Raw genomic sequence first — 20,547 nt, forward strand, 5'->3', positions numbered from 1 at the left:
GACCATCAATGCCATAGGCCCAGTGCAGACCGGTGTTGAACCACTGTGGAGAGTTCGGCGCAACGCGCTGGCTGGCCAGCATGTAGGCAAGCTCGTCACGGAAGGCGAGCGCATCTTCTTCGGACGAGAAATATTTGCCCTTCCAGCCCCAGTAGGCCCATGTACCGGCCAGACGGTCAAACACCTGGCGCGCATCGGTTTCAGAGCCGTAACGCTCATTTTCCGGCAGTTCCTTCAGGGCCTTCTCGTCGGCAACCGAACGCCACAGGAAAGACGGAACGTCGTTTTCTTCAACCTTCTTGAGGAACTTTGGAACTCCGGCCTTGCGGAAATACTTCTGCGCCAGAACGTCGGTCGCAACCTGGCTGAACTGCGCGGGAACGTCGATATCCGCCAGACGGAAAACAATAGAACCATCCGGGTTCTTGATTTCGCTGACGGCCTGGCGGAAGTCGATGTCCGCATAAGGCGACTGGCCTGGCTTCGTGAAGCGGCGTTCAATGCGCATTGTGTTCGTTCCTCGTCCAATTGGCGCCCGTCAAGGGGGCGCAATAATCCGGTCCGGCCTCGCGTGAGTCTCGCGCGCAGCCGGGTGTTGCCGATCTGAGTGGGATGTTCATCCGTAGATGGTCATCCTGTATATCGTGGTGATTTCGGCTGCAAGCATACTATATATAGTATTAACAGTTTCTTGCTACCAGTCCCCGCATCATGTTTCTGGCGGTTATTTCAGACCACAAAAAGTCTCACGCTCCATGCCTCTCATGGCCGAAACGCAGACAAACGCGTGTACTGAAACTGAAAAGAACCGGCCTCGTTTTACCGATTCAGTTACCGCCGCAACATGATTGGTACTTTTAGGATTTGCAGTGATTCCGTCAAGCCTTAGTTTGCAACCGTTTGTTAACCACAAGATATTGTGTGGGGAGGCTGTGGAAAACGGGGAAAGGAAAACCTTCCATAAATTTCAGATACTTGGCACGAATTGCTGAAACATTGTCCACAGGCGGTTACGACGCGTAATGCCGCGAAAAGCCCTGTTTTGTGGGCTATCTTCAAAATGTCACATTTTGTTACAGTGATTTCAGGCCGTTTTTCCATCCCCAGTTTTTTGCCAAAAACCGTGAAAATGGCGATCTTTTCAAAAAAACGGACTTGGGTGAAATTTTCGCTTGTCTGTCACCCAAAACACCACACTTGCCCATCTTTGCACCTCACAGGTACCTCTAGAAATAATTTCGATAACGTTTTTTTGTTGCAGCAGTGGTTGGGCGCCTCTCTTTGCACCACTAGGGGTAGGGGTGCGGGGTTTTTTAGGCTGTTTTTGTCGCAGGCGAATAAACGCCCTCAAGATGACATTACGTTTCGAGGGCGTTGTTGTCTGGGACATTGTTACACGGCCCAGCGCCGCACAGTGATTGTTGCGAGTGCCAGTACGGCCATGGCAGCAAACACCAGCCCGATATCCCTGTACATCGCCTCAAAACCGAACCAGCCGATCCAGGGTTGGCTGAGCAGTGGCGAGGTGAAGTGACCAAGAAACATCGATGCGGTGATGAGGCCGGCAATACGGCCGCGCAACTGGGGTGGCGCAATCTGGATGGTCAGCGACATGATGCTGGGCATCACCACGCCAAGACCGATGCCCAGCACAGACATGGAGAGGAGGGCTGGGACCATGCCCGTCGCCTGCGCCAGTAGAACAAAGCCTGTTGCCATCAGACCAAGGCCCGCCGCCAAGATGCCAAACACCGCAAACCGCGAGCGCAGCAGGCCAAAGCTGATGGCGGCCAGCGCACCGGCCAGATTAAAGATACCAATCGCATATCCGATGGCGCTGGCACTGTTGATTTGCAGATGGCGCAGGAAAAACGGCAGTTGCGATGGCACGGTGTAAAACAGTGCATTCACCAGGAAGGTGGAGAATGCCAGCAGCAACACCAGCGACCAGCGCGCCTGTGTGGCACTTTTTACTGTGCCCGTTAATGCCGCGGCTTTTCTGGCAGGTTCGGCCAGAAACAGCAAAACGGCGGGCAGAATGACGAGGGATGCCGCGTAAATGGCAAATGGTACCCGCCAGTGAATATCGGCCAGAATGCCGCCGGTAATCACAAAGGCAACACCACCAAACTGGGTGAAGGCCTGTTGCAGGCCAAGATAGTTCTCGCGCTCGGTCCCGGTAAAATAATCCCCAGCCAGCGTGGTGCTGACCGTCATGATGCCGCCAATCGCCAGCCCAAGTGCAGCGCGGCCAGCCAGCAGGGACAACAGACTGTCCGCCAAAAGGCCTGACATGCCGGCGAGACCATAAAGTACCATGCTGATGATCAGCAGCCTTTTGCGGCCGAAACGATCAGCCAGAAAACCGGCAACGGGGGCAGACATCGCCACGAAGATCGCCGGCAAGGTCAAAACCATGCGGGCAAGCAGCGCGACGTGGTCCGTGCCCGCAAAGGCCTGTTCAATGGCGGGAAGGGAAGGCGCAACCGTTGTTCCTGCCATGATGGTCAGCGTGGCCACGAATAACAATGTGCCCTTCAGGGCAAGGCTATGCTCTTTCATTACGCAGTCTTTCGGTAAGGCGTGACCTCACGTCCCTGTTTCAGCGTGTAGGCCCACCATTGCAGCTTGGCCATCATGGTTTGAAAAGCGGTGACCGCTGATGCGTCAGCATTGAGCTGACCTTCCGGGCCAACATTTTTCCAGGGATTGGCAAAGCTGACGACATCACGCGTCGTCACCGCATGCAGTTCGGAAAATACCGGACGAAGCTGCTCCACGGCCCGCAGGCCGCCGGAAATGCCGCCATAGCAAACAAAACCGACGGGTTTCGCATTCCATTCCTCATAGGCGGAATCAATCAGGATTTTCAGGGCGCCGGTGTAGCTGCGGTTATATTCCGGGGTGATGACGATGAAGGCATCGGCGGACTGCAGGCTCTCGCGCAGTCTTTTTGCCGGCTCCACATCGGTGCAGTGCCCCTGCGGCAGATTCAGTTCACGCGGGTCCAGCACCTCAACCTCGATATGCGGCATATCTGCCAGCTGCTGATTGACCCATGCCGTCATCACATCAGCAAAACGCACGGAGCGAGCACTGCCAATAATCACGCGGAGGGAAAGCCTTTTGTCTGTCATGGAAAATCCTTTCGGTTGAATAATCCGTGTGGTAATTCCTCAAGTAAGGTTGAGGTCAATAGTCATGACAAAAAAACTTCGGCAGCGGCCGATCATGCGGGATTTGAGCGTGGGCGAGGTGGCGGAACGCGCTGGCGTTGCCGTATCCACCTTACATTTTTATGAGGCTGAAGGGCTGATCAAGGGCTGGCGCACCGGCGCCAACCACCGCCGTTACGGGCGTGATGTGCTGCGCCGCATTGCCATTATCAAGGTGGCGCAACGGGCCGGCATTCCTTTGAAGGAGGTACAGGCCGCCCTTGGTGCTCTGCCGGACGGGCGAACGCCCAACTCAGATGATTGGGAACGGTTGGCAGCCGACTGGCGTGCCGACCTCGATGATCGTATTGCGCGGCTGACCCGGCTGCGCGACCACCTGACCGGCTGCATCGGCTGCGGCTGTCTTTCCACGGACCAGTGTCCGTTGCGTAATCCCGGTGACGTGCTGGGTGAAAACAGCGCTGGCCCCGTGCTGCTGGAGCCGAACGGTTGAAACAAAAAAGGCCGCGCCAAGCGCAGCCTTTCAAGGTGTCATAACGGCGTGGGATCAGCCGCGCGAACCCTTGGCAATCGGCTCCTGATAGGAGAAGCCCATATCCCATGGGAAATAGATCCAGGTATCCTGGCTGACTTCGGTCACGAATGTGTCGATCATCGGCACGCCTGAAGGCTTGGCATAAACGCAGGCAAAATGGGCCTTTGGCAGCATTTCGCGCACTTCCGATGCCGTTTTGCCGGTATCGGTCAGATCGTCCACCACCAGAATGCCCTGACCCTGTTCGGTGGTCAGCTCAGGCGAAATGCCCTTCAGGACGTTCATGTCGCCCTGATTGACGTAATCGTGGTAAGAGGCGATGCACACCGTCTCGATGAGACGGATGTTCAGCTCGCGGGAAATGATTGCAGCAGGCACCAGGCCGCCACGCGTAATACAGACGATAGCGCGGAATTCCTGGTTCAGACCAGCAAGGCGCCATGCAAGGGCGCGTGCATCTCTGTGGAATTGATCCCATGAAACGGGGAAAGCTTTATCGGGAAGAGAGGACATGAGAAAAGCCACCATGAGCGTGTTGTGTCGATGGCTTTCGCTAATAGCGGCAACACCGCCGAAAAATCAAGCTTTCCACAGATCGGCGGTTTCGTTTCACACAGCTGTTATAAAATTACACTAGCTGCTCTCCTGTTTTCTAATTCCCGCAGGAGAAGAAAAAATGCGTGTTTTTAACAAATTTGTCGCCGCATTGGTGATTGGTACAACTTTGACGACGCCGGTGTTTGCACAGGAAAAGCCGGCAAAGAACGTCATTCTGCTGATTTCGGATGGTGCAGGCATCAACACCTGGCACGCCGCCAGCTATTATCGCCACGGCGCATTGGGCCGCGAAGTCTATGATGATTTCGACGTGAAGGTGTTTTCATCCACACATCCGCTCAACACATCAAACGCCCCGACCAAGACGGCCGAGGGTAGCGTGACATTCGATCCTGCCGAATTGTGGAAAGCGGAAAAGTCCGACAGCGTGTTTGAAGGTTCGCTTGGCAACTATCCCGGTTACTTCACCGGTTATGACTATACCCGCGCCAATTACACAGACAGCGCTGCCGCAGCCACGGCTCTGGCCAGCGGCGTAAAGACCTATAACAACGCCATCAACTGGTCGAATGAGGACGAGAAGCTTAAGCATATCGGCGAATATGTCGTGGAAAGCGGTCGCGCCCTTGGTGTTGTCTCCAGCGTGCAGTGGAGCCACGCAACACCCGCCGGCTTCCTTGGCCACAATGCCAGCCGCAATGAATATGCAGCCCTTGGCAAGGAAATCGTTGAAAGCGGTCTGGCGACTGTTGTCATGGGGGCAGGCCACCCGCTGTTTGACAATAACGGCAAGGCAATCGAACCAAAGGACGACAAGGCCTATCGTTACGTTGGCGGCAAGGACACCTGGAAAAAGCTGAAATCTGGCGAAACCGCATACAAGCTGATTGAAACCAAGGCTGACTTTGAAGCCCTGGCAGCCGGTACACTCGACCTCGGTGACAAGACCAAGGTTCTCGGCACCGTTCAGAACAACGCGACCACCCAGTTCAACCGCAGCGGCGTTGGTTTTGGCGACAAGCTGGACAATCAGCCTGAACTGGCCACCATGACCAGGGCAGCCCTGAACCTGATTTCCAAGGATGAAGACGGTTTCTTCCTGATGGTTGAAGGCGGCGCGGTGGACTGGGCAGCCCATGCCAACAACCTGCCACGCATCATTGAAGAGCAGATCGAATTCAACGAGGCCGTTGAAGCGGCTGTCAAATGGATCGAAGAAAACAGCTCTTTCGATGAAACGATGATCATCGTCACCACCGACCACGGCAATGGCCTGCTGCAGGGACCGGATTCCGACAGCAAAGCCTATTCCGACATCATCAACCAGGGCGCTGGCGCCATGCCGCTGGTGCGTTGGAACTCCGACACCCATACACGCGAGTTGGTTCCGGTTTTCGCCAAGGGTAATGGTTCGGATTTCTTCAACAAAAATGCCAAGCCACATGATGGTCTGGCCCGTTACCACGTTCCTGCTGCAAGCCAGGTTTACGTTGATAACACCGATATCTTCCGCGCTTCGGCTGCCGCACTCGGCATCACCGTTGACCAGAAGACCAACTGATCAAACAGCGGATAACAAAAGGAAAGGGCGGCAATCTTGCCGCCCTTTTTCTATTCTGTCTGACGTGACTTGAAGCCTCAGCGCGACAGAAGCGTCAGCGCCGTCATCGAGTCAAGAAGCGTGCGGGTCACGCCGCCAAACAGCATTTCCCACCAGCGCGAATGGGTATAGGCCCCCATGACAAGCAGATCGATGCTGTCGTCCGAAAGGCGGTTTTCAATCGCCGCATGGGCAGACAGCGTGCCCGAGGTTGCCTTGGTGGTCACCGTTACCTTCACGCCGTGGCGTGCAAGCGTCGCGGCAAGTTCTGCACCGGCCATGGCCGGTGATTGAGATGCAGTTTCCGGTGGGTCGACCGAAAAGATTTCGACGCTTTCGGCCTCTTTCAGGAAGGGCAGGGCATCAAAGGCGGCACGGGTTGCCTCACGAGAACCGTTCCAGGCAATCAGCACCCGCTTGATCGGTTTGGGCTGGGTGATGATGTAAGGCACCAGCAGCACGGGGCGGCCGCTTTCAAACAGGAAACTCTCAATGTCGGAACGGCTGTCGGACAGACTCGACGAATCGCTTTGCCCGGCAATCACGATATCGGTGCAACGCGCGCTGTCGATGGCCGATGCCGATGTATAGCCGACCGAGGAAATGAAGCTGCGCCACTCATGCGACACGCCATTTTGAGACAGCCTCTGCTCGAAAATCTCGGCGATTTCCCTGGTTTCTTTCTGTGCCATATCCTGAAGCGCCTGAATGGAGGCAGGATCAGGAATTTCCATCGGGGCAACGACTGGCACGGCCGCCATGGTTTCCATGTGCAGGCCAATCACATGCGATGAGAACCTGTCCGCCAGATCAATGGCGAATTCACTAACCTTTGCTGCGTTTTCGGTATTGTCCAGAACGGTCAGAATGGTTTTGTAGCTCATGACGGTCTCCTCAATGGTATGCGTCTCAAGTAACTTGAAACTGATCCTTCTCGAAATATGTCGCCTTGATCCTGATCAAGTTGTCACCGTCTTTCGGTCCGGTGAAAAGATAACGCGCCAAAGCACTTAACGGTTCACGTGCCAGCTGATGCCTTTTCACGTCCAATCTTTTCCAGCATGTCGGAAACTGCCTGCGCTGCTGCATGCAGTACCGTCATGTCACGGGCGCGCACGACGATCTCCGTCGAGAAACGCTGCCCGTCATATTTGGGGTAGGAACCGATGCTGGTTTCTGGATGGTTTTTCTGAACTTCGCCCAGTGCCGTGCCGATATCGCCTTCGCCGTAAGGGCTGGCGACGGATTGCGACAGCAGTTTCACACCGGTTTTCAGGTGCGGTACGACATTGTGCACCATGGCCTGAAACACCTGCGGAACACCGGCCATTACATAGACATTGCCAATGTTGAAACCGGGGGCGGTGGATACCGGATTGGCAATATGGACGGCACCTTGCGGCAGCCGCGCCATGCGCTGGCGTGCCTCGGTAAACTCCATTTCACGCGCACGGTACATATCGGCCAGAAGGCGCATGGCTTCCGCCTCATGCACGCAGGGCACACCAAAGGCGGCAGACACCGCATCGGCGGTTATGTCGTCATGGGTCGGACCAATTCCACCTGATGTAAATACGTAATCATATTTCGAGCGGAGCGCATTCAGCGCCTCGACAATGGCGTCCTGCTCATCGGCAACAATGCGCACTTCCTTCAGGTCAATGCCGGAAAGCGTCAACACATCGGCAAGATGACCTATGTTCTTGTCCTTGGTGCGGCCGGAAAGCAGTTCATCGCCAATGGCAAGCATGGCGGCGGTAACGGAGACGTGTGGGGTACTCATGGGATATCCGTTGTTGTGTCTGATGAACCTAGCGCGATGCCATCGGAATGCAAGCGCGTCATTGCAACGAAAAAGTGAATGCAAGGCAAAAAGCGTTCACTATGATTGAACAGTGCGTCTTGTTGTGTTCGGCTGGTGAGGTTGTGTCGGACGGGCTACATCTTTGTCACGCAATTGATGAGCGGCAGGATTATGCTTCTACAACTTCTGAAACGGGCCTTTGGTGGCCCCCAAACAAAGGAAACCGAGAAAATGGCAAAAGTACTGGTTCTGTATTATTCGTCCTACGGCCACATTGAAACCATGGCCTACGCCGTGGCTGAAGGCGCAAAGTCTGCCGGTGCAGACGTTGTCGTGAAGCGCGTACCCGAACTGGTGCCGGAAGAGGTTGCCAAGTCCTCGCACTTCAAGCTCGATCAGGCCGCTCCAATCGCAACGGTTGATGAACTGGCGGAATATGACGCGATCATCGTTGGCGCCGGCACACGTTTCGGCACGGTTGCCTCGCAGATGCGCAATTTCTGGGATCAGACCGGTGGCCTGTGGTTCAACGGCAAGCTGGTTGGCAAGCTCGGTTCGGTCTTCACCTCCACGGCGACCCAGCACGGCGGCCAGGAATCCACCATCCTCAGCTTCATCCCGACATTCCTGCACCACGGCATGGCCGTTGCCGGTCTGCCTTACGCATTCCAGGGCCAGATGGGCGTTGACGAAATCAAGGGCGGTTCGCCTTACGGTGCATCCACCATCACTGACGGTGACGGTTCCCGCCAGCCTTCGGCCATCGAGCTGGAAGGTGCAAAGTACCAGGGCGCGCACATTGCCAAGCTGGCTGCCAAGCTCGCTTCCTAATCGCTGATAAAGCCGACTGAAAGAGCCGTCTGTCTGAAAAAGACAGGCGGCTTTTCTGTTTTGGGATTTTCAGGATCAGGCAGTCAGTCGCGGTAACTGCGCGGCCTGCGGGAGATCATCGCGTCGTAACGAATGTTTTTGTTGGACAAGGGCAGGGGCATTGTTTTAAATAAATTGGTTTATTGGTCGGACCAATTTTGCGTGATGTGAGACGGATGAAAACTGTTCGATTGTCGGATGCCATTTCGGAGCAGATCGAAGTGCTGATCAGCGCACGTGGGCTGAAGGCCGGTGATCGTCTGCCAGCCGAACGGCAGCTGGCGCAGGATCTCAACGTATCGCGCTCATCGCTGCGTGAAGCCATCCAGCAACTGGCCAGCAAAGGCCGGTTGACCAGCCGCACCGGTGGCGGACACTTCGTGCAGGAACCGCCGCGTGGCTGGTCTCAGAACGCACTGGTCGATCCATTGTCGCGGCTGTTTGCCAGTGATCCCGCCTACCGGTTCGACGTGCTGGAAATTCGCCACGCGCTGGAAGGGGCCGCCGCTTACCACGCCACATTGCGCGTAACGGAAGAAGACAAGGCCCGGATTTCCGACTGTTTCGACACGCTGATCAGCCTGCAGGGCAGTGACGATTCGGTGGCGCTCGCCAAGGCCGATGCTGCCTTTCACCTGTCCATTGCCGATGCCTCGCACAATCTGGTGCTGATTGAAGTGATGAAGGGGCTTTTTGATCTGCTGAAAGCCAATATCTCGCAGAACCTCGAGAAACTTTACGTCATTCCAAAAGTCACCGAGCCGCTGTCATCGCAGCACCGTGAATTGCGCGATGCCATTCTGGCCGGAGATGCCGAGCGCGCCCGACGGGCGGCGCATGTCCATATCGATTTTGTCCATTCATCGTTGAAATCCATCGACGAAGACGAAGCGCGCCTGGCGCGCTCATTTTATCAAGGTAGTGTGAGGGGGTAACACCATGATTATTTCTGCGTCTACAGATTACCGCGAGGCCGCACGACGCCGGCTGCCGCCGTTCCTGTTCCATTACATCGATGGCGGCGCCTATGCCGAACATACGCTGCGCCGCAATGTCAGCGATCTCTCTGACGTCGAGCTGCGCCAGCGTGTGTTGAAAAACATGTCTGATCTCAGCATCAACACGCAGCTTTGGGACGACAAGCTGTCCATGCCTGTGGTGCTGGCACCGGTTGGCCTGAGCGGCATGTATGCCCGCCGTGGCGAGGTGCAGGCGGCGCGTGCTGCCGCCAAGAAGGGCATTTCCTACACCATGTCCACCGTGTCAGTGTGCCCGATCGAGGAAGTGACCCCGGAAATCGACCGCCCGATGTGGTTCCAGCTTTATGTGCTGAAAGACCGCGGTTTCATGAAAAACGTGCTGGACCGCGCCGTGGCGGCTGGCGTGAAGACACTGGTGTTCACTGTCGATATGCCGGTGCCGGGCGCCCGTTACCGCGATGCCCATTCTGGCATGAGCGGCCCCAATGCTGAACTTCGCCGGTACTGGCAGTCTGTCACCCATCCGCGTTGGGCTTTTGATGTGGGCCTCAATGGCAAACCGCATGATCTCGGCAACGTTTCGAAATATCTCGGCAAACCAACCGGCCTTGCCGATTACATCGGTTGGCTTGGCGCCAATTTCGATCAGTCGATTTCCTGGAAGGATCTGGAGTGGATCCGTGAGTTCTGGAAAGGCCCGATGATCATCAAGGGCATTCTTGATCCGGATGATGCCAAGGATGCCGTGACCTTTGGTGCCGACGGTATTGTGGTGTCCAACCACGGCGGCCGCCAGCTGGATGGCGTTCTGTCGTCGGCACGCGCCTTGCCGGCCATTGCTGACGCGGTGAAGGGCGACATCAAGATCCTCGCTGATTCCGGTATTCGCTCGGGCCTCGATGTGGTGCGTATGCTGGCACTGGGTGCCGATGCGGTGATGATTGGCCGCGCCTTTGTCTATGCGCTGGCAACCGCCGGTGAGGAGGGTGTTCTCAACCTTCTCAATCTTTTCGAAAAGGAAATGCGCGTTGCCATGACGCTGACGGGGGCAAAATCCATCTCCGACATTTCCTCTGACCTGCTGGTAAAGGCAATGAGGCAGCTTTGATGCATGCAATGAAAACTGACGCCGCAACCCTGTTGCGGGAATTTGGCGGTATTGTCGGGGCAGGCCACGTTCTGACCGCCGCCAAGGCGACACGCCGGTTTCGCAAGGGACATCGCTTTGGTGATGGCAATGTGCTGGCAGTGGTGCAGCCGGGAACGCTGGTGGAACAATGGCAGGTCGTCAAGGCTGCCGTTGCCGCTGGAAGAATCGTCATCATGCAGGCCGCCAATACCGGCCTGACCGGCGGCTCGACACCGGACGGTAATGATTACGACCGCGAGATCGTTATTGTCTCGACACTGCGCTTGAAGGGCATTCAGGTGATCAATGACGGCAAACAGGTTATCTGCTTGCCCGGTGCAACGCTCGACCGGCTGGAACAGACGCTGAAACCGCTGGGGCGTGAGCCGCATTCGGTGATCGGTTCCTCCTGCATCGGTGCCTCGGTTCTCGGTGGTATCTGCAACAATTCCGGCGGCTCGCTGGTGCGACGCGGACCGGCCTATACCCAGCTGGCCCTTTATGGTCGGGTGGATGAGGCAGGGGAACTGCACCTCGTCAACCACCTCGGCGTCAAGCTGGGCGACAACCCGGAAGATATACTGTCACGGCTGGAAAAGGGCGCCTATAGCCCGGACGATATCGTCAATGATCCGACGCTTGTCGCATCGGACCAGAATTATGCCCAGCATGTGCGCCAGGTCGACGCGCCAACACCGGCCCGTTTCAACGCTGATGTCACCCGCCATTTCGAGGCGTCCGGCTCTGCCGGCAAGCTTGTTCTGTTCGCCGTGCGTCTCGACACGTTTCCGATGGAAAAGAGCGCGGTGTTTTACATCGGCTCCAACGACACGGCAGACCTGACGGCGGTACGCCGCCATATGTTGACCGGTTTTGATACACTGCCGATTGCCGGTGAATATATTCACCGGGACGCTTACGATATCGGCGAAAAATACGGCAAGGACACCTTCCTGCTGATCGACCGTTTCGGCACCGACAAGGTGCCTGCCGCCTTTGCACTGAAAAGCCGGGTCGATGCGTTTTTTGAAGGGTTCAAGCTGCGCGGCGTGACCGACCATATTCTGCAAGCCGTCATGGCGTTGCTGCCGAGCCACCTGCCAAAACGCATGCGGGAGTTTCGCAAGCGGTTCGACCATCATCTGCTGCTCAAGGTTTCACTCGACAGTGCGCCGGAAACCAAAGCCTTTCTGCAAAGCTATTTTGCCAGCCGGGAAGGTGATTTCTTCGACTGTGACGCAGAGGAGGGGCGTAAGGCGTTTCTGCACCGCTTCGCCATTGCCGGTGCGGCCATCCGCTACCGCGATACGCATCGCAGCTCGGTGGAGGACATTGTGGCGCTCGACATTGCGCTGCGCCGTAACGACCATGACTGGCTGGAAACCTTGCCGGAGCCAATGGAGGGCAAGCTGATCAGCAAGCTCTATTACGGCCACTTCTTCTGCCATGTCTTTCATCAGGACTATATCGTCCGCAAGGGACATGACCCGATCGCCATCGAACATGAAATGTGGGAACTGCTGGACCGGCGTGGCGCGGAATATCCTGCCGAACACAATGTTGGCCACCTCTACAAGGCCAAGCCAGAGCTTAAGGCTTTCTACCGTTCGCTTGATCCGGGTAACGTGTTGAACCCTGGCATTGGCCAGACATCGAAGTTCTTCTGCTGGGGCGAACGCTAGGAAATCCAAGGCGAAGGCAAAAAAAAGAGTGGTGAGAATTTCTCACCACTCACTTATCAGAAAGACGCCAGCAGCGGGAGCGCTGCGCATCCTGCGATCGCAATCAGCAGGAGTATTTTTATATAACGGACGCGGCGTGTACGTCCGCCATCCCAATCGTATGCCATTCAACCTCGCGTTTTTTAGTCGCGCTTAATAAGTGAACGCTCATCCTTGTGTGAAGCTGGAAAATAGTTGAAAAACCTTAAGAATTTATGGGTTGAAATTCACAGGCGTCGGCAACCGACAGGATAGGTTCGCGAAAGGATGACCACGAAACCGGTTATTCAGAATAAAAAACGCCGATATTCAGAATGACCCTCTTGCACATCGTTTAGGATTATTCTAAACCCCCGCCACCACAACAAAATACGCTTAGCGATGGCCTCGTGGCGGAGTGGTGACGCAGAGGACTGCAAATCCTTGTACCCCGGTTCAATTCCGGGCGAGGCCTCCAAAATCTCTTGATTGCCTCAGTAATCTGTTGGCCAGCGCCGTTCGTTGTTTTGATGTCTGTGATTTTGGTCGCAGCCATTCGAGCAACGTACATCCGCTGACCACACATTTTTCATCATCAGGGGGAGTATATATGCGCATTGCTGAAATCAGGCCTGACGGAGCAACCGTCGATCTGACGCTCGATGAATTTAGGTTTCTGAACAACGCCATGAATGAGATTTTGAATGGCTTTAGGATTGACGAGTTTAAAACCCGTGTGGGTGCATCGGAGCACCATGTTTATATCCTTTTTGAGGCAGGTTCAGCTGGCATTAAGGGTTTGTCGAGCATCGGCTGCGACTGATTAGACGATCCGACCGCGAGCGGTCTCAATTTTACCAATGCATCAACCGGGCCATTGACTTCCGAACACGGCAATATTGCTGAGGAAGTTCAAAATCCCTCAGCACAACGTCGCAAGACGTGACATCATATGTTTGAAAAACATGAGATTTGGAGAAATACGGAAGAAGCCGTGCTCCGCCATTTGATATTCAGAGATATCACAACCAACCTCTATTATTTGCAGCAAGCTGACAGCCTTTATGCGAACGGCCCAAAAGAACAGCTGAATTCGCTGCGCTTCAGCTCAGTATTGCCATTAGGGCATTTCAGGAGAATTCTTCCAGCAAGCGTAGGAGACGCGGCTTCAAAACGATAGTCGATGCCGCAAACAGCTGGAACGATTAGTTTAAGCCGGCAGCACTGGGGTTTACCCAGCGCTGCCGGTTGATCACCGGCGGATGGAAGTGCAGTGGCGCAGAATTATTGCGGCTTCTTCTGCTTGCTGGCCTCGACAGCCCGTGCACCCAGAGTAGGAGCTGCAGCGGCAGGTGCCGCCTTATCCTTCTTGGGTTTGCGGATTTCTTTGTTGCTTCTCAGTTGACCCTTGGCCATTTCAAATCTCCTCTTCAGAAGAAAAGATAGCCGCTCTTTGGGCTGGAATAGCAAGGGAAATCGTTATTTATCATTCAGCAAGCGGCTGGGAGAGCCCCGCTGCGTCGATCAGAGGTCTGCCAGACAAATGTGACCCGTAAAGGTGGCTTCGGCCATTCGCCGCAAATCATTCAGGACAGCGGGTGCTGCGCTTGGAATTGCCTTGTGTTATCGGCGGAATGAGCGGTTTGCACGGGCGTGGTGTGCGCCTCAAGCTAGGCCAGCTGTAAATCAGCGAGCCTTAGCCAAGTTTCATGCCTGGGCTCTAGGTCGCGTGCTTTTTTTGCGTTTCCACCGCGCGATTGAAAACACGATGAGCGCAAATATAAAGCTTTGGAAGGTCGCCGTCAGAGCGGACTCAACGAGAGTATTCACAAGGCTTTGGTCTATGGTAGAACCGTAGTAGGCCACCAAAAGTGCGACAAGCAGAACGATCACAGCGGTTGAGACTGCCGAAAGCAATGCGCCCAACAGGGAATACGCAAAGCCGAGTGGAAGTCGATTTGCAAAATATCCACCCAAAGCCAGCGCCACGCCAAGTGCTATGACAAGATTCATACGCGTTCCCCTGAACAGTTGCGCGGATTATGTCTCTGCAAATGTCCTTGTCCAGACCTGCTGGAAACAACAGTTAATATTGGCGTGGCGATACCGGCAGATGGTGGCTAAAAGCGTCGGAGACAGTGCGATCACACGCACTATGCAGCTGCGACGAGATTTATCCCTGAGGGAGGCTTCCCGAAATTCTTTGGATGCAGAAACTCATTCCGATGAATGTTTGGTGAAATACTCCGGTTAGGTAGATTTTTTGTGTCTCGGAAGAATAAACAAGCTAAGCGCGCATAAAGTAGCGGTTTGAAAACATCCCATGGAATTTATTTTTATTCTGATGCGTCTTTTCGAAAAGACACTACCTTTGCATAAAACTTTTGATATAAGCTCGTTCTGTGGATTTTTAAATATTAATAAAATCCTTCTTGAGGAATGTAATGTATTATCACGTAAGCAATATTTACCACGATGCTGGCTCTATTGTTAAGTCCGGCAATTGGGGGAGGACAGTTCGTTTATTTGGTCCCGATGCCGCAGTTAAAGCCGTATCTCATGTTGAAATAATACTTTGGGAAGTCGCGCTAGAAACAGCAAGGCTGGCGCTGGCCCCTCAACATCCTTCACGCCTTGATTGTATATTTGCTTTCGAAACTGTTGAATTGGCCATGGACTTTCAAAGCCAGTACCGACCGGATGGCCGCATTTTCGAACTTGAGCCGATCGGTGACGCCATGACCTACCGTGGTGATTTTGCCTTGATCGCGCGAGCTGACCGGAAGCGACCCTATGCTGACTACATGGCAGAAGTGAGCAAGGCGTACTGGACAGCACCGACCGCAGAACAAGCTGAAATACTCTACGGCGGTCCCTTGCGTGTTGTAAGGCAGGTTGAGGCCTTTGATGTGCCGCTGGTTACCCCGCACCACGTTGCTGCAGGATAACCAACGTCGCATAGCCGGCTGATGGATCAGTTGGTGCGTGTGGGCGCGCTGTCCACCAGATCCTGATAGAGCCCCATATCCAGAAAGGCCTCGGATTTGACGACGCGGCCATCTTTCAGGGGCAATATCCAGAGATATTCATTGCTGTAGGTGTCATTGGTCGTCGTCGTGGCAGAGGCGTCGAACCGCACGATCACGTCGTCATCCACCGCCCAGATTTTCTTGACCACCGGTTTGAGCGGAGTGCTGAGCCGCGACAGGATAGGGGCAGAAGCATCGTTTACGAAACTGTCCAGGCCGCTATAGGTGCGCGAGTAGGGACCCGAGCCACGAACTATCCACTCGACATCGGGCGAAAGAACGCGCGTGAAAGGTCCGCCTCGTTCACTCCAATCTTCGAATGCCTGTTTTACAATGGTTTCATTGCGGGCGGTCACATCAGCGCTGACCGCAGTGTCGGTGTTGGCATGTGCAGGTGACGCAGCAACGGCAAGCGTTGCGATGATCATCCAGGATCGAACTGTCTTAAAGATCGTCATGTCTCAAACCTTCCATGGTGTCGAGGTCAACTGCGCGCATGGCGCGTCAGCAAGGGAGCCTGATCAGGAAGGGCTGCTGTCTATTTGCGTGGTGGTGCCACCCTCGTGCCACGCACCACATCTCCTTCCCAATCGAGAAGGAGTGTAGTGATATCGGGCGGCTGAGATTACCGGGCCAGTGCTGCACAGTCTGGTTAGCAGCGCTTATCAATTCTGAAACGTGTAGGGGGCATGTCCGCCCAGCGGTTAGGGGCAAGGAGGCGGAGAGGGCAGACTAACGCCTGGCCATCATTTTTCTTCAAGCATGGCGTTCGTCACCTCGCGTCCGGTGTGACGGGGGATGATCATCTTGGTCAAATCAAAACCCTGGCGTCTTGCTTCTGCAAGATACTCCTCCAGTACTGGCGAGCGGATGGAGCTTTCACGGGCCAGCACCCAGAGATAGTGCCGGTTGGGTGTGCCGACCAAAGCAACCTGATAATCCGGGTCAATCTTCAGCACCCAGTAATCACCATCGGTAAACGGCAACCAGCGCAAGGCAGCCGGCAGAAAGTTAACCTTCAGCTTGGCATTTGTGTCATCAACCGGGTTGGCCTCGCCAATTGCCTGGGATGGCTGTTGATCCTTGTCGAAGCATCTGTTGTCAACGCGGATGGCACCATTATCCCTAAGGGAATAATGCGCGGTAATATCGGTTGCGGCCTCATCCTCATATTTCAGCGGCAGGCGGATGATTTCGTACCAGCGGCCAAGATAGCGATTGAGGTCAAGGCTCGGGATGGCGGTCACGTCGGTCATGTCATTGGTTCTCCATCAAGGAGAACCGGCAACGCAGATGATGCTTGTCCAGTTCCAGTCGTGGCGGGATTAACCGTTACGGCCGGAAAGGCTGGATTGCGCCTCAGCATGCTGGCAAGAGTTGCGTGTCTCAGGAGGCGGACATGAAACTTTATATCGCTTTTATTGCTGCACTTGTTGCCAGCGCTCATACCGCAGGCGCCCAATCGACGACCCGCGCCGTCAAGGCCGAGGTGATCGATACCTACACCGCCTATATCGGCGCAAATGACCTCTATAACTCCGCCGGCAAACGACTGACCAAACCCTGGCAGATCATCCGCCAGGACCGGGCAAATTATCATGCCCTGGATCTTCGAGACCAAGGTGATGAAGGCGATACATTTTTTGCCGGCCCGGCCAACCGGCAGACACTGGAAACCATGCTGACCAATGGCTTAATGTCGCAAGAGGCTCAAAAAATGATCCTGGGCGGTGATTGCTGGATCAGCGTCAAGATACTGGGGCACGCAGACCGCGGCACATCTCTTGTTGTTGAGGTCTGGGAATAACAGCTGCAGGCTTCGATGCAGTGGGGATTGTCCTCCGGCAAATTGATGCTGCCAGCACCGCGCTAATTCTGGCCCGCCTTCTGTTCGTCGAGGAAGTTGATCACCCATTCGAGCGCGTGAAACAGATCGCTCGCGCCTGAGAAGAGGTAGTCGATCGTCGCCGTCCAGATGAAATAGGCGTAGATCAGCACCAGTGTTACTACCAGTAGCAACAGCCATGGCCACATCGGTTTCTTTTGGGCTTCTGCATCTGGTTTATCAAACTCGTCGATGTGTCTTATCCTTTTGGCCTGAAGGTGGGTGCATCCTTTAATCTACACCAGCCGCCATCACGCAAGATTGCGCCATCGAAGATGCGCGTCTACACCGATGCGCTCAGTCCGTTTGTCGTGCCGCACGCATCGCCGCTTCAACTGTCACGTCCCGTCTATGTTCGCCGGTTAAGATCGGTGGCGGGCAGGTGGCTATTTCACGGCAAGAGCGTGGAACCAAAATTCGCATTGTCCGTTCTTTTGCTCAAGGACATAGGGTCCTCTGGAGGGTTGGTCTCATGCGCGATGGTTTGATTGAAGTATCCATGCTTGGTGCCGTTATTCTGACGTGCCTCTACATGACTGTTCCGCTGATCTGATGAGGTTTGTGCGAATTATCGGCCTTGCCGGATGATTTTATCGCAACAGGGCGAAGCGCACGCTTGAAAGCGCAGGCATCGCCAATTAAGACGTATCGCAAGGAAACAGCGGTTTCGCGCTCGTTTCGATTTTATACTGAGGCGATACGATATGATGGATTTCGAAAAAGCACGTGTGAACATGGTCGATAGCCAACTCCGCACGACCGATGTAACGTCGCATTCCGTGCTGAAGGCATTTGTGAATGTGCCGCGTGAAGCATTCGTGCCGGAAACGCAGCAAACCATTGCTTACCGCGATGAGAACGTGCAGATCTGTCCCGCCTCGGATGGCCGTCCAGCCCGTTACCTGACTGCACCATCGCCACTGGCAAAGCTGATCCAGCTTGCTGCCATCACCAAGGATGACGTTGTTCTCGAAGTCGGTTGCGGTACGGGTTACGTGTCTGCACTGCTGTCGCTGCTGGCGGGTTCGGTTGTCGCCATCGACAATGACGAAAAGCTGGTTGAAGCAGCAACTGCCACGCTTTCACGGCTTGGTTATGACAATGTTGCCGCTGTGGTTTCCGATCTGGACAAGGGGTATGCCAGCGACGCGCCTTACGATCTCATCTTCGTAAATGGTGCCGTTGAGTTCATTCCTGACACACTTCTCGACCAGGTTCGTGATGGCGGCCGCCTGGTGACCGTTGTCGGTTACGGCAACTCGGCAAAGGCAACTGTTTACAGCCGCGCTGCCACGGGCATTTCTGCGACCACCTCGTTCAACGCATCGGTCAAGCCGCTGCCGGGCTTCCAGAAGGCCAAGGAATTCGTATTCTGATCTGGCAATTCTGTTGCCGATCAATAAAACAGGGCCCGGTTTTGACCGGGCCTTTTTTCGTTTTTAACGAAATAATAATCTGTGTATCGCGCCAATTCCCGGCAAAAGGGTCATTCAGTTCCGATTCGCTCTGCCATAAACTGTAGGTGATTCGGGGCGCGCCTGTTTTCGTGCTCCAGCCAATAACGACGAATGGAAAACGGGGATAGAAATGGCTCAGCCAAGTGTAGCGCGTGAACCGTCCATGGAAGAAATTCTGGCGTCGATCCGCCGGATCATCGAAAGCAACGAGCCTGGCCCTTCGGGTGCCTTTGCCGCCAAGCTTCCACCTATTTATGACGACGAAAGCGATGATGATTTCGGTCTGGCTTTCACGCAGGCTGGCAACCCGGCTTCTGCCGCTGAACGCCGTGGCGAAATGACCAGCCCACCGCCACACGTTCCGCCAGCCGCCAACCAGACAAATGGTGCAGGCCAGCCGGTTCCGGAAAAGGCCATGTCGCTTGCGGATGTTGCAGCCCGGGTGAGGGCGGCAACCGGCCGCACGCTTGAGCCAGCACTGAGCGCGCTGACCGCAGAAACACTGCAGGCGAAGCCCGAAGCCAGAAACGTGGCAGCCCATGCGGCTTACGAAAGCCCTGTCATGGCCGCCCGCATGGCTGAACTGCGTGGTTCCATTGACGACACCACGGAAATTTCACGTCCATCGCAGCCGCTTTTCAACGAGGAACGTCAGCCGGTACAGGCAAACATTTCTCCGTTCCCGGTTCGCGAAACACAGGAAGTGCACAGCGCCCCTGTTGTTGCCTGGGATGAAGAAACGTTCGAAAAGGCACTTGAGCTTGCCGACATTCGTGAAGCCAGCGAACCGGCTGCACCTGTCACAAGCGCGCTTCCTTTTGCGGAGCCGGTAGCAGAAGTTGCTGCACCAGCACCGCTCGCAGAAGAACCATCTGCCGTGCCGTCCGCGCTGTCCAGCCTGATTTCGGTTGAAGCGGGCGCGCAGATTGCCCGTTCATTCAATGAGCTGGCCGATGTGTTCAACGGCGTTGAGCGCCGTTCGATTGAAGACATGGCGCAGGAAATGTTGAAGCCGATGTTGCAGGACTGGCTGGAAGACAATCTGCCAACCCTGGTGGAGCGTCTGGTGCGTGAGGAAATCGAGCGCGTGGCACGCGGTCCGCGCCGCTGATTTTCAAAAACACGGTTAAACAAAAGCCGCGCCGGTTTCGGGGCGGCTTTTTTGTTGGCCGCGTCGAGGTGGGCGAAAGCAGATTTTGTCGCCCCAAAACAAGAGAAAACAAGGGGATAAGCCAATTTGTTGACTCAGATTGCGATGAACATGATTCTGTTCCTGAACGGGATCATGTGTCATGTCTGAGCCCGCTCTTTTGTTTGCAGCGCGCAACCTGGTGCCAGGAAGCGGCAATGGCCCGCTGGTCGATCAGTAGTTTTGGTTGAATGTGCCAGTTTCTGTTGACTCTCTACCGCCCATCCTTATTTAAAAACAAATACAAGAACTCAAAATTTCAGGTCAGGAAATGCTCGAAAAGACCTACGATTCCGCTTCGGTTGAACCGAAAATCGCCAAGGCATGGGACGACGCCAATGCGTTTCGTGCCGGTGCCAATGCGGCACCCGGCGCTGAAACCTTCACAATTGTCATTCCGCCGCCGAACGTCACCGGCTCGCTGCACATGGGGCATGCCCTGAACAATACGCTTCAGGACATCATGATCCGTTTTGAGCGCATGCGCGGCAAGGACGTGCTGTGGCAGCCGGGCATGGACCATGCCGGCATTGCCACGCAGATGGTGGTTGAGCGCAAGCTGGCTGAACAGAAGCTGCCTGGCCGTCGCGAGATGGGCCGTGAAGCCTTCATCGACAAGGTCTGGGAATGGAAGG

The 20,547-nt window shown here is 55.1% G+C and carries 22 protein-coding genes, 1 tRNA gene and 1 pseudogene; 13 read left to right on the forward strand and 11 right to left on the reverse strand.

Features of this window, described 5'->3' with window-relative positions:
* From RT613_RS13890 to RT613_RS13900, 3 genes and pseudogenes are all read right to left on the reverse strand, one after another.
* Window positions 1–508 (reverse strand): annotated as a pseudogene (locus RT613_RS13890) (vitamin B12-dependent ribonucleotide reductase); the annotation flags it as partial.
* An 884-nt stretch (window positions 509–1,392) separates the two neighbouring features.
* Window positions 1,393–2,562 carry an MFS transporter gene (locus RT613_RS13895; protein WP_313616195.1) on the reverse strand — a complete coding sequence of 390 codons (1,170 nt, stop codon included), beginning with the start codon at window positions 2,560–2,562 and terminating at the stop codon, window positions 1,393–1,395.
* Entirely contained in the window at window positions 2,562–3,137 is a 576-nt protein-coding gene (locus tag RT613_RS13900; protein WP_313616196.1) for an NAD(P)H-dependent oxidoreductase, read from the reverse strand. Before RT613_RS13900 ends, RT613_RS13895 begins: the two co-directional genes overlap by 1 nt.
* 64 nt (window positions 3,138–3,201) lie before the next feature.
* Here RT613_RS13900 and soxR point away from each other — a divergent pair, with 64 nt between their 5' ends.
* A complete protein-coding gene (gene soxR / locus RT613_RS13905; RefSeq protein WP_313616197.1) occupies window positions 3,202–3,669 on the forward strand; it encodes a redox-sensitive transcriptional activator SoxR in 468 nt (155 codons plus the stop codon).
* A gap of 54 nt (window positions 3,670–3,723) precedes the next feature.
* Here soxR and gpt read toward each other — a convergent pair whose 3' ends face one another.
* Window positions 3,724–4,224 carry a xanthine phosphoribosyltransferase gene (gene gpt / locus RT613_RS13910; RefSeq protein ID WP_313616199.1) on the reverse strand — a complete coding sequence of 167 codons (501 nt, stop codon included), beginning with the start codon at window positions 4,222–4,224 and terminating at the stop codon, window positions 3,724–3,726.
* Window positions 4,225–4,387: 163 nt separating this feature from the next.
* Between gpt and RT613_RS13915 the strand changes: the two genes are divergently transcribed.
* Window positions 4,388–5,830 (forward strand): alkaline phosphatase, encoded by a 1,443-nt coding sequence (locus tag RT613_RS13915; protein ID WP_313616201.1) that lies wholly within the window; start codon window positions 4,388–4,390, stop codon window positions 5,828–5,830.
* A 77-nt stretch (window positions 5,831–5,907) separates the two neighbouring features.
* On the opposite strand, the gene RT613_RS13920 is transcribed toward RT613_RS13915, so the two are convergent.
* Together RT613_RS13920 and RT613_RS13925 are read right to left on the reverse strand one after the other, a co-directional pair.
* Window positions 5,908–6,753, reverse strand: coding sequence for a universal stress protein (locus tag RT613_RS13920; protein WP_313616202.1), 846 nt, complete (start codon window positions 6,751–6,753; stop codon window positions 5,908–5,910).
* Window positions 6,754–6,887: 134 nt separating this feature from the next.
* A complete protein-coding gene (locus tag RT613_RS13925) occupies window positions 6,888–7,652 on the reverse strand; it encodes a competence/damage-inducible protein A (RefSeq protein ID WP_313616203.1) in 765 nt (254 codons plus the stop codon).
* Window positions 7,653–7,904: 252 nt separating this feature from the next.
* Here RT613_RS13925 and wrbA point away from each other — a divergent pair, with 252 nt between their 5' ends.
* The 6 genes from wrbA (at window position 7,905) to RT613_RS13955 (ending at window position 13,175) form a co-directional block, all read left to right on the forward strand.
* A complete protein-coding gene (gene wrbA, locus RT613_RS13930) occupies window positions 7,905–8,504 on the forward strand; it encodes an NAD(P)H:quinone oxidoreductase type IV (RefSeq protein WP_259145037.1) in 600 nt (199 codons plus the stop codon).
* A gap of 215 nt (window positions 8,505–8,719) precedes the next feature.
* On the forward strand, window positions 8,720–9,478 hold the full coding sequence (gene lldR / locus RT613_RS13935; protein ID WP_313616205.1) for a transcriptional regulator LldR: 759 nt from the start codon (window positions 8,720–8,722) through the stop codon (window positions 9,476–9,478).
* Window positions 9,479–9,482: 4 nt separating this feature from the next.
* Complete coding sequence (gene lldD / locus RT613_RS13940; RefSeq protein WP_250982722.1) at window positions 9,483–10,631, forward strand: FMN-dependent L-lactate dehydrogenase LldD; 1,149 nt, start codon at window positions 9,483–9,485, stop codon at window positions 10,629–10,631.
* Between the two features lie 8 nt (window positions 10,632–10,639).
* Window positions 10,640–12,334 (forward strand): D-lactate dehydrogenase, encoded by a 1,695-nt coding sequence (dld, locus tag RT613_RS13945; RefSeq protein ID WP_409558827.1) that lies wholly within the window; start codon window positions 10,640–10,642, stop codon window positions 12,332–12,334.
* 422 nt (window positions 12,335–12,756) lie between these two features.
* Window positions 12,757–12,830: transfer RNA gene (locus RT613_RS13950), tRNA-Cys, on the forward strand.
* 132 nt (window positions 12,831–12,962) lie between these two features.
* On the forward strand, window positions 12,963–13,175 hold the full coding sequence (locus tag RT613_RS13955) for a hypothetical protein (protein ID WP_313616209.1): 213 nt from the start codon (window positions 12,963–12,965) through the stop codon (window positions 13,173–13,175).
* Window positions 13,176–13,636: 461 nt separating this feature from the next.
* On the opposite strand, the gene RT613_RS13960 is transcribed toward RT613_RS13955, so the two are convergent.
* Both RT613_RS13960 and RT613_RS13965 read right to left on the reverse strand, forming a co-directional pair.
* Complete coding sequence (locus RT613_RS13960; protein WP_313616210.1) at window positions 13,637–13,768, reverse strand: hypothetical protein; 132 nt, start codon at window positions 13,766–13,768, stop codon at window positions 13,637–13,639.
* A 291-nt stretch (window positions 13,769–14,059) separates the two neighbouring features.
* Window positions 14,060–14,365, reverse strand: a complete 306-nt coding sequence (locus RT613_RS13965; RefSeq protein WP_313616212.1) for a hypothetical protein — start codon at window positions 14,363–14,365, stop codon at window positions 14,060–14,062.
* A 431-nt stretch (window positions 14,366–14,796) separates the two neighbouring features.
* Between RT613_RS13965 and RT613_RS13970 the strand changes: the two genes are divergently transcribed.
* Window positions 14,797–15,300, forward strand: a complete 504-nt coding sequence (locus RT613_RS13970; protein ID WP_313616213.1) for a DUF2441 domain-containing protein — start codon at window positions 14,797–14,799, stop codon at window positions 15,298–15,300.
* A gap of 26 nt (window positions 15,301–15,326) precedes the next feature.
* On the opposite strand, the gene RT613_RS13975 is transcribed toward RT613_RS13970, so the two are convergent.
* Window positions 15,327–15,839 carry a nuclear transport factor 2 family protein gene (locus tag RT613_RS13975; RefSeq protein WP_313616214.1) on the reverse strand — a complete coding sequence of 171 codons (513 nt, stop codon included), beginning with the start codon at window positions 15,837–15,839 and terminating at the stop codon, window positions 15,327–15,329.
* A 288-nt stretch (window positions 15,840–16,127) separates the two neighbouring features.
* Window positions 16,128–16,637: a lipocalin family protein gene (locus RT613_RS13980; RefSeq protein WP_313616215.1), complete on the reverse strand. Its 510-nt coding sequence runs from the start codon at window positions 16,635–16,637 to the stop codon at window positions 16,128–16,130.
* Between the two features lie 143 nt (window positions 16,638–16,780).
* Between RT613_RS13980 and RT613_RS13985 the strand changes: the two genes are divergently transcribed.
* Window positions 16,781–17,188, forward strand: coding sequence for a hypothetical protein (locus RT613_RS13985; protein ID WP_313616217.1), 408 nt, complete (start codon window positions 16,781–16,783; stop codon window positions 17,186–17,188).
* Window positions 17,189–17,250: 62 nt separating this feature from the next.
* On the opposite strand, the gene RT613_RS13990 is transcribed toward RT613_RS13985, so the two are convergent.
* On the reverse strand, window positions 17,251–17,400 hold the full coding sequence (locus tag RT613_RS13990) for a hypothetical protein (protein WP_313616219.1): 150 nt from the start codon (window positions 17,398–17,400) through the stop codon (window positions 17,251–17,253).
* 570 nt (window positions 17,401–17,970) lie between these two features.
* Here RT613_RS13990 and RT613_RS13995 point away from each other — a divergent pair.
* From RT613_RS13995 to RT613_RS14005, 3 genes are all read left to right on the forward strand, one after another.
* Entirely contained in the window at window positions 17,971–18,642 is a 672-nt protein-coding gene (locus tag RT613_RS13995; RefSeq protein ID WP_313616221.1) for a protein-L-isoaspartate O-methyltransferase, read from the forward strand.
* Between the two features lie 211 nt (window positions 18,643–18,853).
* Window positions 18,854–19,834 carry a DUF2497 domain-containing protein gene (locus RT613_RS14000; RefSeq protein WP_313616223.1) on the forward strand — a complete coding sequence of 327 codons (981 nt, stop codon included), beginning with the start codon at window positions 18,854–18,856 and terminating at the stop codon, window positions 19,832–19,834.
* Between the two features lie 349 nt (window positions 19,835–20,183).
* The coding region (locus tag RT613_RS14005; protein ID WP_313616225.1) for a class I tRNA ligase family protein at window positions 20,184–20,547 on the forward strand (364 nt) is incomplete at its 3' end.

This window comes from Agrobacterium sp. (genome assembly GCF_032092815.1).
Classification (GTDB): domain Bacteria; phylum Pseudomonadota; class Alphaproteobacteria; order Rhizobiales; family Rhizobiaceae; genus Agrobacterium.

Coding starts and splice junctions, on each gene's coding strand:
- RT613_RS13895 (WP_313616195.1), bottom strand. CDS start 2,562: ATGAAAGAGCATAGCCTTGCCCTGAAGGGCACATTGTTATTCGTGGCC.
- RT613_RS13900 (WP_313616196.1), bottom strand. CDS start 3,137: ATGACAGACAAAAGGCTTTCCCTCCGCGTGATTATTGGCAGTGCTCGC.
- soxR (WP_313616197.1), top strand. CDS start 3,202: ATGACAAAAAAACTTCGGCAGCGGCCGATCATGCGGGATTTGAGCGTG.
- gpt (WP_313616199.1), bottom strand. CDS start 4,224: ATGTCCTCTCTTCCCGATAAAGCTTTCCCCGTTTCATGGGATCAATTC.
- RT613_RS13915 (WP_313616201.1), top strand. CDS start 4,388: ATGCGTGTTTTTAACAAATTTGTCGCCGCATTGGTGATTGGTACAACT.
- RT613_RS13920 (WP_313616202.1), bottom strand. CDS start 6,753: ATGAGCTACAAAACCATTCTGACCGTTCTGGACAATACCGAAAACGCA.
- RT613_RS13925 (WP_313616203.1), bottom strand. CDS start 7,652: ATGAGTACCCCACACGTCTCCGTTACCGCCGCCATGCTTGCCATTGGC.
- wrbA (WP_259145037.1), top strand. CDS start 7,905: ATGGCAAAAGTACTGGTTCTGTATTATTCGTCCTACGGCCACATTGAA.
- lldR (WP_313616205.1), top strand. CDS start 8,720: ATGAAAACTGTTCGATTGTCGGATGCCATTTCGGAGCAGATCGAAGTG.
- lldD (WP_250982722.1), top strand. CDS start 9,483: ATGATTATTTCTGCGTCTACAGATTACCGCGAGGCCGCACGACGCCGG.
- dld (WP_409558827.1), top strand. CDS start 10,640: ATGAAAACTGACGCCGCAACCCTGTTGCGGGAATTTGGCGGTATTGTC.
- RT613_RS13955 (WP_313616209.1), top strand. CDS start 12,963: ATGCGCATTGCTGAAATCAGGCCTGACGGAGCAACCGTCGATCTGACG.
- RT613_RS13960 (WP_313616210.1), bottom strand. CDS start 13,768: ATGGCCAAGGGTCAACTGAGAAGCAACAAAGAAATCCGCAAACCCAAG.
- RT613_RS13965 (WP_313616212.1), bottom strand. CDS start 14,365: ATGAATCTTGTCATAGCACTTGGCGTGGCGCTGGCTTTGGGTGGATAT.
- RT613_RS13970 (WP_313616213.1), top strand. CDS start 14,797: ATGTATTATCACGTAAGCAATATTTACCACGATGCTGGCTCTATTGTT.
- RT613_RS13975 (WP_313616214.1), bottom strand. CDS start 15,839: ATGACGATCTTTAAGACAGTTCGATCCTGGATGATCATCGCAACGCTT.
- RT613_RS13980 (WP_313616215.1), bottom strand. CDS start 16,637: ATGACCGACGTGACCGCCATCCCGAGCCTTGACCTCAATCGCTATCTT.
- RT613_RS13985 (WP_313616217.1), top strand. CDS start 16,781: ATGAAACTTTATATCGCTTTTATTGCTGCACTTGTTGCCAGCGCTCAT.
- RT613_RS13995 (WP_313616221.1), top strand. CDS start 17,971: ATGATGGATTTCGAAAAAGCACGTGTGAACATGGTCGATAGCCAACTC.
- RT613_RS14000 (WP_313616223.1), top strand. CDS start 18,854: ATGGCTCAGCCAAGTGTAGCGCGTGAACCGTCCATGGAAGAAATTCTG.